This window comes from Alloscardovia sp. HMSC034E08, from assembly GCF_001813415.1.
Classification (GTDB): Bacteria; Actinomycetota; Actinomycetes; order Actinomycetales; family Bifidobacteriaceae; genus Alloscardovia; species Alloscardovia omnicolens.
In genome coordinates this window covers 17,252-31,317 of sequence record NZ_KV812465.1, presented here as the reverse complement: position 1 = coordinate 31,317, position 14,066 = coordinate 17,252, and the positions used below count along the sequence as shown (strand labels likewise).

General features: G+C 45.7%; 12 protein-coding genes and 1 tRNA gene. 2 read left to right on the top strand and 11 right to left on the bottom strand.

What is annotated here, in order from left to right; translation table 11 throughout:
- Nucleotides 1-12: 12 nt before the first annotated feature.
- Both HMPREF2909_RS01320 and HMPREF2909_RS01315 read left to right on the top strand, forming a co-directional pair.
- On the top strand, nucleotides 13-1,752 hold the full coding sequence (locus tag HMPREF2909_RS01320) for an FtsK/SpoIIIE domain-containing protein (protein ID WP_084797188.1): 1,740 nt from the start codon (nucleotides 13-15) through the stop codon (nucleotides 1,750-1,752).
- 13 nt (nucleotides 1,753-1,765) lie between these two features.
- Entirely contained in the window at nucleotides 1,766-2,044 is a 279-nt protein-coding gene (locus HMPREF2909_RS01315; protein WP_021618520.1) for a WhiB family transcriptional regulator, read from the top strand.
- Between the two features lie 60 nt (nucleotides 2,045-2,104).
- On the opposite strand, the gene HMPREF2909_RS01310 is transcribed toward HMPREF2909_RS01315, so the two are convergent.
- The 11 genes from HMPREF2909_RS01310 to HMPREF2909_RS01260 all read right to left on the bottom strand — a co-directional run.
- Complete coding sequence (locus HMPREF2909_RS01310) at nucleotides 2,105-3,625, bottom strand: sensor histidine kinase (protein ID WP_071414930.1); 1,521 nt, start codon at nucleotides 3,623-3,625, stop codon at nucleotides 2,105-2,107.
- A 441-nt stretch (nucleotides 3,626-4,066) separates the two neighbouring features.
- Nucleotides 4,067-4,549 (bottom strand): GreA/GreB family elongation factor, encoded by a 483-nt coding sequence (locus tag HMPREF2909_RS01305; RefSeq protein WP_021618523.1) that lies wholly within the window; start codon nucleotides 4,547-4,549, stop codon nucleotides 4,067-4,069.
- A gap of 55 nt (nucleotides 4,550-4,604) precedes the next feature.
- Nucleotides 4,605-5,024 (bottom strand): FKBP-type peptidyl-prolyl cis-trans isomerase, encoded by a 420-nt coding sequence (locus tag HMPREF2909_RS01300; RefSeq protein WP_071414929.1) that lies wholly within the window; start codon nucleotides 5,022-5,024, stop codon nucleotides 4,605-4,607.
- Between the two features lie 28 nt (nucleotides 5,025-5,052).
- A tRNA-Leu gene (locus HMPREF2909_RS01295) sits at nucleotides 5,053-5,136 on the bottom strand.
- A 41-nt stretch (nucleotides 5,137-5,177) separates the two neighbouring features.
- On the bottom strand, nucleotides 5,178-6,182 hold the full coding sequence (locus tag HMPREF2909_RS01290; RefSeq protein ID WP_071414928.1) for a Ppx/GppA phosphatase family protein: 1,005 nt from the start codon (nucleotides 6,180-6,182) through the stop codon (nucleotides 5,178-5,180).
- A 58-nt stretch (nucleotides 6,183-6,240) separates the two neighbouring features.
- A complete protein-coding gene (locus HMPREF2909_RS01285; protein ID WP_071414927.1) occupies nucleotides 6,241-6,804 on the bottom strand; it encodes a DUF501 domain-containing protein in 564 nt (187 codons plus the stop codon).
- A gap of 54 nt (nucleotides 6,805-6,858) precedes the next feature.
- Nucleotides 6,859-7,536, bottom strand: coding sequence for an FtsB family cell division protein (locus HMPREF2909_RS01280; RefSeq protein WP_148130768.1), 678 nt, complete (start codon nucleotides 7,534-7,536; stop codon nucleotides 6,859-6,861).
- Between the two features lie 93 nt (nucleotides 7,537-7,629).
- Nucleotides 7,630-8,928 (bottom strand): phosphopyruvate hydratase, encoded by a 1,299-nt coding sequence (eno, locus tag HMPREF2909_RS01275; RefSeq protein WP_071414925.1) that lies wholly within the window; start codon nucleotides 8,926-8,928, stop codon nucleotides 7,630-7,632.
- A gap of 74 nt (nucleotides 8,929-9,002) precedes the next feature.
- The gene (gene mfd, locus HMPREF2909_RS01270) at nucleotides 9,003-12,548 is read right to left on the bottom strand and encodes a transcription-repair coupling factor (protein ID WP_071414924.1); all 3,546 of its coding nucleotides are present in this window, start codon (nucleotides 12,546-12,548) and stop codon (nucleotides 9,003-9,005) included.
- A complete protein-coding gene (gene pth, locus HMPREF2909_RS01265) occupies nucleotides 12,538-13,137 on the bottom strand; it encodes an aminoacyl-tRNA hydrolase (RefSeq protein WP_022856797.1) in 600 nt (199 codons plus the stop codon). Before pth ends, mfd begins: the two co-directional genes overlap by 11 nt.
- A 120-nt stretch (nucleotides 13,138-13,257) precedes the next feature.
- Nucleotides 13,258-14,066 (bottom strand): glycogen/starch/alpha-glucan phosphorylase (locus HMPREF2909_RS01260; RefSeq protein WP_148130771.1); only part of this gene is annotated, 809 nt, incomplete at its 5' end.

Genomic DNA, 14,066 nt, shown 5'->3' with positions numbered 1-14,066 from the left:
TAGCGTTGAACTATGGCAGTTTTATTTTCACGTTTTACCAAACAGAGCGGTTATGAGATTATCCCCTTGCTCATGATGCTTCTGCCTGCTCTTAGCTATGTCATTATGATGGTGTGGATGATTGCTCGTCAGCAGTGGATGTATGTGTTTTTTCTTCTCCCCTCGCTTCTCGTAAACATAACGCAGATAGTTAATACAGCCATACGATCACGAGCGCAGGCTCATACAGTCTCAGCGCCTTCAGCCCAGCAAAGCGATCAGAACACTGTTTTGCTCTCTCAATTGGCGGGTATCAAAGCTCCAGCAACATCGCAGACCCATAACACAATATGGTGGCAAAACCTTGTTCATGCATGGCATGCAACCAATATGAATGCGCATATAGGTACTACATATCCTCACGATAAAACCAGCGTGAACATCTGTGCTCAAGGACCTCATGCCCTTATAGCAGGTACTACAGGCTCGGGCAAATCAGTTCTTCTTCAACGCTGGGTGTATGAACTGGCTCAGCATAATTCTCCTACTGCGGTGCAATTCGTTTTTCTCGATTTTAAGGGTGGATCAACCTTTGTTCACGCGCATCGTCTGCCGCATTGTGTGGGAAACGTCTCCAATTTAAATATGGCACATGCTGTGCGAGCTATTCGCGCTCTACGCCTAGAAATGACAAGACGTGAGCAGCTACTAAATTATGCAGGCGTAGCAGATATTCGTGATTTATCGAATCCTCCTGCGCGTTTAATCATTATGGCTGATGAGTTTTTTGCTCTGCTGAGTGATTTACCTCGTTACGCAAACGATTTTTCGACTATGGTTTCTTTAGGACGTTCTTTGGGACTGCATTTTATTATTTCCACCCAAAACCCGATGAATCAAGTCAGCTCGCATATCAAGGCGAATATGCCTTTGCATGCGTGTTTACGAGTAACTGACCCCTTGCAGTCGCTTGACCTGTTGGGAACCCCTGTAGCAGCACGCATTCAACCCGACTGTGTAGGAGCGGCTTTTATTCATGATGGTTCAACAGTAAAACCTGTTATTATTACTCCTCCAGAAAACATAGAAACTTTAATAGAGCAATGCCTTAAAGCTGCACGTTTTACAGAAACTATACCTGATAATCAACTATTCAGCGCTCCTCTGCCTGATGTTCTGGGACGATCTACATATTCACCCGTTTCATCTGGCTGTGTGCTGTTAGGACAGGAAGATGATGGGATTACACTTCATCCTTTTATCATCGATTTTGCGCATAACCCGCCACGTCATATCGTGTTGACTCATATGGATTCGAATACTATTCATGCCGCTATAAACAGCATCTTTGATTCCTTGAAATATAGCGGAGCGCATAACGAGCCAATAGGTAAAGCACATACAGTCATATACCGTGCACATGTTGAGCACTATAGCGATGATTTACGGCTTCCCCACCCCTCTAGCACTCTCATCATTAGCGTGTCTCAATGGTCACGCTTTTATTCTTCTCTTCCTGCAGATCAGCGACCTCTGTGGAATCAAGCGCTGATTATGTGTCCCGCTCATCTCGTTGATTCACTCTACATACCTGGTCGTAGTATTAGCAAGCAGACACACACTCTAATAAAAGATTATGTACACTCCAATCCTCTTCGCGTTATCGTGCTGAATAACGATAGTCATCTCGTTCAGCTTTTCCACGTAAATTCCTCAAAAACTCTTGAAAAGTCGGCAACAGTGTGGTTACCTATTGAACAGGAAAAAGATTAGAAGAGGAGACACCATGAGTAGCTCTTATGATTGGCGTGCAAAAGCAGCTTGTCGCGATAAAGATCCAGAGCTTTTCTTCCCTGTAGGAAATACAGGAGCAGCATATCAGCAAATTGAAGAAGCTAAAACCGTGTGCCGTTCATGCGAAGTTATTGACTCCTGCTTGCGCACAGCTCTCGACACAAATCAAGATTACGGTGTTTGGGGCGGTATGAGTGAAGACGAACGTCGCGCTTTGAAGCGTCGTGCTATGCGTGCACGCCGTAGCGCAGCATTAGGATTGCATCACTAAAACGCACTTTTGAAGCGGTGTTCAGATATTTTCTGGACACCGCTTTTCTATATATATAACTTATTCAGTTGCTCGTAATACCATTTTCATTTCAATACGTGTTCCGCCATCTCTACCAGGCAACCAGCGTATTGAACCATTAAAGTCATTTTTCACAAAGGTATTCACAATCTGAGTTCCTAGTCCAGAACCTGAAGATTTCGCAGACATCATATCGACGTCTGCTTCGGCATCAATCCCCTCGCCATCATCTTCAATAACAATATCGAGGCTATTTCCTGCGCGTCCAATAGAAATATTTATATGCCCTGACTGCAAGTTCTCATAACCATGCTCTACACAGTTCGTCACCAACTCAGTCAATATAAGCGATAATGGGGTTGCATCTTGAGCAGGAAGCATACCAAACTTACCCACATAAGAAATATCAATATGCTGATCTTTAGCAGACGCTAAATCTACGCTCATACGCAGTAAATTAGAAATAACAGCATCAAAATCTACAATTTCATCAGCTGTCTGGCTCAAGCCTTCATGCACAACAGCAATAGTTTCAATACGACGCTGAGCTTCTTCTAGTTCTTTACGTACTTCTTCAGACTTCGTACGCCGTGCTTGTAATCGCAGCAGAGACGACACAGCCTGTAGATTATTCTTCACACGGTGATGCACTTCCGAAATCGTTGCATCCTTAGTCTCCAACTGACGCTCGCGCCACCGTAATTCTGTAATATCGCGGCATAGAACCAAAGCGCCTGTACGTTTGCCATCAGCGTCCAGAGGCAAAGAACGCATAGAGACAACCGCTCCCCTGGCTTCCAACACCGCAGCCGCAGCTGCCTTCCCCATAAGAACCATTGGCAAAGCTTCAGGCAACTTCTCTTGTTGATCGACGTGGTCTAACACAAATTCACTAAAATAGCCGCCAACCATATTGCCAGTTACACCAATGCGCCTAAAACAACTAATGGCATTCGGAGCAGCATACATAACCATACCGTCTGCATCCAGTACAACAAAACCATCGGCTACGCGAGGGTCATGACGGCGGTATTCGCCACGAGCCAAAGATAAACGATTCTCATACGGAAAATCACCGTTGGTAATCATATAAAACAGCTGCTTACCTACCCCAATACTACTCATCTCGTAGTAACCGTTATCTCCGCGCGTATCCATATTCGTTTCACGCACTACCATCGCGATAACGCGATTATTGCGAATCACAGGAGTGGCCACATCGCAGACAGTAACCCCATCAACCACACGGTAATGATCCATACGTGACATGTTATTTGTGCGCCACGTATTCTCTAATAATGGAATTAGCTCTGTTTCTGGATTCTCGCCCACCCAATCAGATTCAATTCTCGAAATCGCTGTAGATGGACGGCATTGGGCAGCAACAATAAATTTCGACACATCATCGCTATCATCCATATCCGGAGGAATAATGAGCAATAAATCAGAGAAGGTCAAATCTGCGATAATCTGCCAATCAGCAATTAAAGAATGTAATTGCTTTTTATCTTGAACATCATAGCCTGGCGTTTTCGAAATAAGCGAATTGAAATCATTCATGTATGTCAGTGTAGTTCAGTATATAGGCGAAACACGGGGAACAAGGAAAATAACAAGTATATTGGCTCTTCGGATTTCAGTAAGGTTTAGCAGAAGATGTCGTTTAGTCGGTTCCAGTTGATCCCTCTGGCAGTCAGGTGTCAAAACATCGTTATCGTGTGAATATGGTATATCGTCATGCGTGAAGTCGATACGCGCAACCGATATGCCAGTTTTGAAGCCATTTTTTGCCCATCAAAACTGGCATAACAGATGTATGAATCGGTTAAGCAGAATGCCCGAGAGTAAGAGCTTGTCGGGCGTAACGCAGTTTCAAGCGTGATTGTGCGAAACAGCTGTTAACCACGCACCCACAAGCAACCAAAAAGCCCGCCATCTGCATCTTCCAGTGGCGAGCTTTCTCTATAAGTTGTAAAACTCAATTTATTATTGGATTGGCTTTTACATTGGCTTAGCGGATTTAATCTCCACAGACAATGTGCGTCCATTAGGAGCCTTATATCCCACGGTATCACCCTCGTGATGACCGAAAATAGCTGCTCCCATTGGAGATTCTGGGCTAATCACATCGTAATCGGAAGCTACTGCGATTTCGCGTGAACCAATCAGATAGGTCATTTCTTTACCAGCCAAAGCAATAGTTACAACTGTACCATTGCCGATTTCACCGGCTGCTACAGGCTGAATAATCTGAGCGTTACGAAGCTTAACAATCAGCTCGTTAATACGACCTTCATTCTTACCCTGAGCTTCACGCGCTGCCTGATACCCACCGTTTTCACTTAAATCGCCTTCTGCACGTGCAGCAGCAATCTTCTCGGTAATATCTTGACGATACTCGCCTTCACGCCATTCAAGCTCTTCTTTCAGCTTATCGTAGGCTTCTTGGGTCAGTTGAATAACTTTTTCTTCTGGATCTGCCATTATTACTCCTTTAAGTTAATGCACATCAATTATTTCAATGAAAGATGCATTAATCTTAACGACCAGATGTGGTGGCAATAATATCGATAACGAAAACAAGCGTATCGTCGCCACCAATACCTGCCTGAGGAACGCCACGAGAGCCATAACCATACTGCGGAGGAATTGATACCACTAAACGAGAACCTACATTACGACCTGGCACAGTGTTATCCCAGCCCTTAATAACCTGACCAACACCAATACCAAAATCAATCGGCTGATGACGATCGAAGCTGGAATCAAATGGCTTGTCTTTGCCCCAAATAACTCCATGATAATTTACGGTTACAATATCGCCCTTGCGAACCATAGGACCATCGCCTTCAACAAGCTCTGCACAATACAGACCTGCTGGGGCTTGAGGAGTTGGGAAGGAAATTTGTGGATATGCACCAAATTCTGCATTAACGTTTGGTGTGGTCTGCTCGCTCATAAGAACTCCTTGCAGTCAAGATTGTTAGTACCTCGGACGGGACTCGAACCCGTAAACCTTTTCAGGTGGCGGATTTTAAGTCCGCTGCGGTTACCAATTTCGCCACCGAGGCAAGCAACAAAAAATTATTATGCCACAAGAGGGAGAAAAATGTCAACTTTGTTCATGCACAGCCCTGCCTGCATGTTGCATGCGCTGCCCCAAGTCACGCACAATACCGTCTAATAAGCCGTGTTCACTGGCAATATATGAGTCGATCCGTATATCGCGTGTTGCTGCTGCTGTCTGCACAGCCGCTAAAACACACGACCATACTAATGCTCCTGCTCCAATAACATCTCTACGTCCAGGATGGACTACGCTTAAGGTATCGCGCTGCTGACGGGTCATACGCAAAACACGCTGATTCACCTCATCAACTGCATCGATAGACAGAACTGCTCCGTCTACCTCTTCAACACGATATTCTTTTTGACCGAGGCACACAGCAGACATAGTTGTTACTGTTCCCGACACGCCAATAATCGTGCGTACAGCATCTAAAGGAACAACGCTAGCTGCTTGCTCAATATGCTCATCGATATCTTTCGTGGCGGCTTCAATCGCTTCTATAGATGGAGCATCATCTAAGCGATGTCTTTCACTCATACGCACAGAACCTACTGCCATAGAATAAGCTGCTTGCACATGTAATTTCTCAGCCTGCGTGCCACCAAGCACTAATTCAGTAGATCCACCGCCTAAATCCACAACGAGAAAAGGAGCTTCATACTGGTCTATTCCAGCTACACTCGTTGCCCCCAAAAAGCTCAATCGAGCTTCTTCTTCACCCGAAATAACATCAGGCCACACACCTAAATGCTCATGCACATAGTTCTCAAAGTCTTCACGGTTACGAGCATCTCGTGTTGCGCTTGTAGCAACGAAACGTAAAGCATCCACCTGATAGCGAGCAAGAAGATCCGCAAATTCATCGATTGCCGCATATACACGTTCTAAAGCAGCCTGGCTAAAAGCATGATTAACATCTACACCTTCGCCTAAACGCACCACACGCATAATACGTGGTAAAACAATATGCATGCCATTCTCATCGACGCGAGCAATCATCAGACGAATGGAATTCGTTCCACAATCAATTCCGGCAACTGTTACCATGCCTAGCTTCCTTCATTCTCAGCAGAAATCAGTAAAATCTCAGTACGTACACGCACCACTAGTGAGCGCAACGACACACATTCGGGTCAAATTCGTGAGCAATTTCTTTCATAACTAAATCGCCTACTGGGTTTACTCCCGGTCCCATAGCCAATGTTTGTGCAAGGATTGCATGCAAGCATTTCACACGCTCAGGCATGCCTCCAGCACTAATACCATCGATATGTTCTTGACTATCGCCCAAACTCTCGGCTAGCGCAGTGCGTACAGCTAAAAATGCTTCGTGTGCACGCGCATAGCCCGCAGCAAGCTCCTCATCTGTTTTCAGCTGCTCTGTCAGCTCGGTAAGACGCCCCGCAGCCTCCACATGGGATATAGCTTTTACTGCTCCAGGATGACTCAGATAGAAAGTTGTAGGGAACGGAATTTTCCCGTCAACCAAAGGCCGTGTAACGGTTGTTAGTGGTAATCCACACACGCAACGCGCTCCCACAGCTATCATGCCACGAGGATATCTGCCAAGCTGCTGCTCTACAGCCTGCATATCTTCCTCAGTAGCAGGATTATCGAGAAAATAGTGCGCACACTCTTGCGGTGAGACGTATGTATGTTGAGGCCACATAAGCGCTCCTTCAGCATAGAAATAAGGATTATAAAAGATTGGTATGAGTAAGTTTTACTGGGCTTGGCTCGTTGCACCATTCGGATTTTCCGCCCGATCTGTGCTTTCCATCGCGTAAAGAATTTCGTTATACCATGGTAGCTTTTTGTCTTCAGTCCTTGATTTTTCCTCAGTAGAATTATGTTGCGCATCTTGAGGAGCGTTCTTAACCAGCACACTTCTTTCGCCCGGGAAAACAAAGCCAAGCCGTTTTCGCGCTTGAGCGGTGACATAAGCATCATCTGACCATCGTGAAATATCATTTTCTAGGTCTACTTTTTTCTGAATAAGTTCCGCTCCTTGATTCCTTAGAGCATTCAGCTGTCCCAGATTTTGCGCATAACTTTTAAAAACAAGACCGATATTAAGCGCAGCAAGGAGAAAAATAATAATACCTAAGAAGAAACTTAATCCTCCGCGAGGCGTGTGTGCTACAGCAAGATTTTTTGCAGATGACGAGCGTGCAGATAGCTTCTGCTCAGACCGTTTTTTCCCTGAGCTTTCCCTACGTGCTGTTCTCCCCTGTGACTCATTCTGAGATTTACGAGAATTACGGCTATTCATTATATCGCGCAATTCATCGCGTGTAGCAGATCGTGATACGCTCGAACGTGAACGCGCAGTGCGCGCTGACGATGATGAACGATTCGACGATGTCGAACGTGAAGAAGAGGTGCGGTGTCTGCTAGCCATACATACGAAAATACCCACTGCACTCGACTGTTCTCGAAAGAACACATCGACACGCAGTAGGTATTTTATGCACACGCTAGAGCGTGTTTACGCTTACTTTGCGAGGTACTTCTTGCAAGCCTTGAATGCAGAGTAACCAGCGTATACAGCGTTGGAGCCGAGCTCCTCCTCAATCTCGATGAGGCGGTTGTACTTAGCAATACGCTCGCCACGAGCTGGAGCACCAGTCTTAATCTGACCGGTGTTCTTAGCAACAGCCAAATCAGAAATGGTGGTATCGGAAGTTTCACCGGAACGGTGGGACACCATAGAGGTGAAGCCACTCTTGGTTGCCAATTCGATAGCGTCGAGAGTTTCAGTTACGGAACCGATCTGGTTGAGCTTTACGAGCAAGGAGTTTGCTGCGCCGAGCTCAATACCCTTAGCCAAACGAGCTGGGTTGGTTACGAGCAAATCGTCACCTACGAACTGGAGGCGATCGCCGAGACGTGCGGTGATAGCTGCCCAGTCGTCCCAACCTTCTTCCTGGAATGGATCTTCGATGGATACGATTGGGTATTCGTTAATGAGGTTCTCGTAGTAATCGAGCATGTATGCTGCTTCACGGTCTTCACCGTCGAAGTGATACTTGTTGGTTTCCTTGTTGTAGAACTCGGTGGAAGCTACGTCGAGGGAAATACCAATCTGCTTGCCTGGCTCGTAGCCAGCTGCTTCGATTGCACGCATAATGTACTTGAGGGAGTCTTCGTTGGACTTCATCTTTGGAGCGAAGCCACCTTCGTCACCAAGACCAGTTGCGAGACCTTCCTTCTTCAAAACAGACTTCAAGGTGTGGTATACCTCTACGCCCGCACGGAGAGCTTCGCTGTAGGTTTCGAAACCGTATGGGGAAATCATGTATTCCTGAATATCGGTTGCGAAGTCTGCGTGAGCACCACCGTTCATAATGTTCATATTTGGCACTGGCAAGATGTGGCCGTTGGTGCCGCCCAAGTAACGATACAATGGCTGGTCTGCTTCTTCTGCTGCAGCATAGATTGCTGCCAAAGAAACACCCAAGATTGCGTTTGCGCCGAGCTTACCCTTGTTTGCAGTACCATCGAGTTCAATCATGGTTGCGTCGAGGGAACGCTGGTCAGAAACTTCCATGCCGATAACTGCTGGAGCAATAACTTCGTTCACAGCCTTAACAGCTTCGAGAACACCCTTGCCCATGTAAACAGACTTATCGCCATCGCGACGTTCCCAAGCCTCTGCATCACCAGTTGAAGCACCGGAAGGAACAAGACCCTTACCCGTTACGCCGAACTCAGTGCTGAGAACAACTTCTACGGTTGGGTTACCGCGAGAATCAAGAATTTGACGTGCGTATACACTTTCAATTGCGGACACAACTACTCCTTTAACTAGGTTGTGATTTCAATCACTAGAATAATAGTTTTTATGGACGAAGTACCACGATATGCTCAACTTTTCGATGGAGCGTGTGTCCACCGTAAATCTTCAAGCAAATGCGCTGTCCATTCCAAAACTTCTTGAGTACTCATTGGCGGCTGTCCCAACATGCCTTGGAAAGGCGTCGGAATAATAAGCGTATGTATTACCGGACGATACTGCACCGTCTTGTAAATTCGCTTTAACCTAAGCATCACCGAGTCTTGAGGGTCGAGACCAATTACGCGAATATTCTTGCCCTGCGCAATCAGCTCCGTAATACCCAGCTCACGCGCGGTAGAGCGCAAAGCAGCAACTTCAAACAAAATACCCAGCTCATGAGGAGGATTACCGTAACGGTCAGTAAGCTCGTTACGAATCTCCTCGAAGTCATCTTGGGTGCGTGCAGCGGCAATCTTTCTATAGGCTTCCATGCGCAAAGCATCAGAATCAATATAACTTTGCGGAATAGAAGCCTCTACTGGCAAGTCAATAGAAACAGAGACACTTTCAGTACGTTCTGGTTCCTTATATTCCATCACTGCTTCAGACACCATACGCACGTAGAGGTCGAAACCTACACCTTCAATATGTCCCGACTGTTCTCCCCCTAATAAATTACCCGTACCGCGCAGTTCCAAATCCTTCATCGCCACATCATAGCCAGCACCTAACTGGGTATTTTGAGCAATAGTGCTTAATCGATCATGCGCTGTTTGAGTCATGGTTTTTGATGGATCGTACAGGAAATACGCATAAGCACGTTCTCGACCACGCCCCACACGCCCACGTAACTGATGCAGCTGAGATAAGCCAAAACGGTCAGCGCGATCTACTATTAAAGTGTTCGCATTGGAAATATCCAAACCTGTTTCCACGATAGTTGTGCATACGAGCACATCAATCTCACGGTTCCAAAAGCCTTGAATAACCGTATCGAGCTGTTTTTCGCTCATCTTGCCGTGCGCGGTTGCTACGCGCGCTTCTGGTATAAGATCGCGAATTTTTTGAGCTTGCTTATCAATATCTTGCACACGGTTATGCACATAAAATACTTGACCTTCACGCAGAATTTCGCGACGAACTGCAGCAACTACCTGCGCATCCTCGTACGCTCCTACATACGTTAAGACTGGCAAGCGGTCTTCCGGAGGGGTGGCGAGCGTAGACATTTCGCGCAAACCTGTAATAGACATTTCCAAAGTACGCGGAATAGGTGTGGCAGATAGTGAGAGCACATCCACATTTGTGCGCAAAGCCTTCAGAGTTTCTTTATGCTCCACTCCAAAACGCTGTTCTTCGTCAATAATAACGAGGCCTAAATCTTTGAATTTAATACTAGGGTTAAGAAGTTTGTGGGTTCCAATAACCACATCAACCGATCCAGCTTCAATCTCCTCCACAGTTTTTTTAATCTCTTTAGCGCTTTGGAAACGACTAAGCAAAGCCACTTTGACGGGGAAACCATCGTAGCGCGAGCTAAACGTATCGTAATGCTGCTGAGCCAAAAGAGTGGTTGGCACTAACACGGCTACTTGTTTGGAATCTTGGACTGCTTTAAAAGCCGCTCGAATAGCAATTTCCGTTTTACCGAAGCCTACGTCACCACAGATAAGGCGATCCATAGGAATAGCTTTTTCCATATCGCGTTTTACATCGTCGATAGTGGTGAGCTGATCCGGTGTTTCTTGATATGGGAAAGCTTCCTCAAGTTCGCGCTGCCATGGAGAATCAGGACTAAACGCAAAACCTTGGGTACGCTGACGCGCTGAGTAGAGCGCTACTAAGTCCTGTGCTATTTCTTTGACTTTTTTGCGTGCTTTAGCTTTAGTGCTCGCCCAGTCAGAGCCTCCAAGTTTATTCAGTTTAGGAAGTTCTGCTCCAATATATTTGCTGAGCTGATCGAGTTGATCAGCTGGAACGAAGAGCTTATCTGCTGGAGCATTGCGTTTACTTGGCGCGTACTCAATAACAAGATATTCACGTTGACTGCGCGCGTTGCCCAGACCGACTATACGCTGTTGGAGCTCAACAAAACGACCGATACCATGCTTATCGTGCACAACGAAATCGCCCGGCTTCAAATCCACAAGATCGATAGCTTTGCGTCGTTTTGATGGGGTGCGCATCTGAGCTGCTACAGAAGATCGTCCCGTTATATCTTTTTCTGTGAGAACAGCTAAACCTGCCTGATCGTCCACAAAACCGCTGGATACATGCGATAAAACGAAAGATACTTCGCTAATATCTATACCAGTTTCACGTAAAATACGCTCTAAACGTGCAAGTGTTCCTTTAGCAGTACATGTAATAACTACTCTCATCTGCTGCTCAATAAAAGCTGCTATTCCTTGCGTTGCTTTGCTCTCGTCACCGCGGTATTCTTCACTGTGTTGCGCATGGAGGGCAACAGTGCCTTCTACATCTTCGTCTACCCCAAATTCAGTGAGCATCCAGATGCTACTGCCCATGGATTCTATGTCATCGAAAACGCTCTGTAGCTCGATAAAGCTTGACTTTTCAAAGCTAATTGGTACTTCACTTTGACCACCGGTGGCCGCCACATGCCAGCTTGCGGCTAAGAATTCTTGAGCAGTAGTCAGCAAATCTTCAGCGGCTCGGCGCACTCGCTCTTCATCATGAACAAGAACAAGCGTATTTTTCTCAAAGAGTTTATACACAGGCATAACGTCATCGCATAACGCAGGAATAAGGGATTCCATACCTTCTACAGGAATTCCTTGGGCAATAGGCTCCAGCATGTCATCAGCGTTAGCAATATGTCCAATCAAATCATGAGCACGTTGACGTACCTGAGCAGTTAAAGGGATTTCACGGCAAGCAGTAGCCCATACACTATCTAAATCATCGCCGTATGTGCGCTGATCAGATGCATGAAATTCATGAATTTCATCAATATCATCGCCAAAGAAATCAATACGGACGGGATGAGGTGCTGTAGGAGGAAACAAATCGAGAATGCCACCACGGACAGCAAATTGACCTCGTTCCATAACCAAATCTGTGCGTGTATATGCATTTTCTATAAGACGCTCCACCACATCGTGCATATCCATACTGTCGCCACGACGGAAAATAAGTGGTTCTACATCCTGTACTCCCACCACAATGGGCTGGATTAATGAGCGAACGGGAGTAACTAAAATTTTAATAGGCCCCAGCTGAGCTGATACCTCTGATGCTGGATGCGCTAAACGGCGAAAAATAGCCATTCGTGAAGCTACTGTATCTGCACGCGGGCTTAAGCGTTCATGTGGCAAGGTTTCCCAAGCATCTAGCACAGCAATATCATGGCTTGGACCGTCATACCATGAGCGAATTTCTTCAGCTGTTTGTGCTGCTTGCCGTCCAGAAGATACAAGAACTACAAGAGGAGTCGATCCTTCATGAGCAAGATTTGCTTCAGCTGCAGGGCGAATACCTTGAACCGCCCCCACACGTTGAATAAGTGATGGAGTGCTGCTAGCGCATTCCAAAAGACGTGAAAAATCCTCCGTTTGACTTAACTGCTCAGTATAAGCACGTAATGTAGAATACAGGCTTAATCTATCGGCCATTAAATTTCTCCTGTGTGCGTTGCACACCATCAGTTATTAAGGACTCTACTGCATCAGCACCATCCATCAAAAACTCATCTAATTCTTTTTTCTGCGCCGCATTAAAACCGCCAAGCACCCAGTTCACAGTGTTTTCTCGAGCGTGAGCTCCCCTAGCTGCATGACCAACTCCCATACGCACACGCCCATATTGAGGTGTGCCTAAAGAACGATCAATGGATTTAATACCATTATGACCGCCAGCTGAGCCTCCAGCTTTAACCTTCATACGAGCAAAATCCAAATCCATATCGTCATGCACAACAATCACGTGATCTGGTTCGATGGAATAATACGCGCAGATAGAAGCAACAGCATTGCCTGAATTATTCATAAAAGTCAGCGGTTTAGCTAAAAAGAATTTAAAAGAGCGTCCGTCAAGCATCATCACGCCTTTGCCCAGTTGAGCCAAGCCTTTATGGTCGCTCAGACTAACATTCCACCGCTGAGCCAAAACATCAGCAACCATAAAACCCATATTATGACGAGTTCCCTCGTACTTTTTACCTGGATTGCCTAAACCCACAATCAAATAAAAATCCGAAGCCATTATTCCCTACCTGCGCTCATATCCTATCTCTACAACCACACTATTATACGGCTGAGCATGCCACAAGAAAGGCGCGCACACAATCAATGTGTACACGCCTTGTGTTCCTGAACTCTTAGCTTATGCTTGAGGCAAATGTAACTGCCAAATCTCTTGAGCATACTGACGAATCGTATCGTCTGAAGAGAACTTATCGGAATTAGCAATATTCATTAAGCTCATATGCATCCACCTAGAGCGATCTGCATACAACTGCGCAATTCGCGCTTGAGCATCCACATAAGATTGGAAGTCTTCGAGAAGGAAATACTCATCATTATAGGTAATAAGAGCATCGAAGATTTCGTTACCTTCGCTCTGACAGTTTGGAATAGTGCCGTCTACCAGTGAGTTAACCACACGATGAATAACTGGATTACTCTCATAAATGCCACGAGAATAATAATCGTGTGACTCGTAGTGACGATAAACAGCGTCTTTATCCATACCGAAAATCACGATATTATCGTCGCCTACTTCTTGCTTAATCTCAATATTTGCACCATCGAGAGTAGCTAAAGTAACAGCGCCTGTCATCATAAACTTCATATTTGATGTTCCTGATGCTTCCTTAGAAGCTAAGGAAATCTGTTCAGAGACATTGGCTGCAGGAATAATAAGCTCAGCAAGACTTACACGGTAATTTTCAAGGAATACCATTTTAAGTTTATCGCCAATAGCTGGATCGTTATTAATCAGGTTTGCTAACTCGTTAATAACCTTAATCACAGACTTGGCAAAGTGATAACCGGGTGCTGCTTTTGCGCCAAAAATAAATACTCGTGGTGTAAAGTCTGCGTTCGGATTATCTTTAATATCCCAGTACAGCTTAATAATATGCAAAACGTTCAGCAGCTGTCGCTTATACGCATGTAAACGCTTGACTTGCA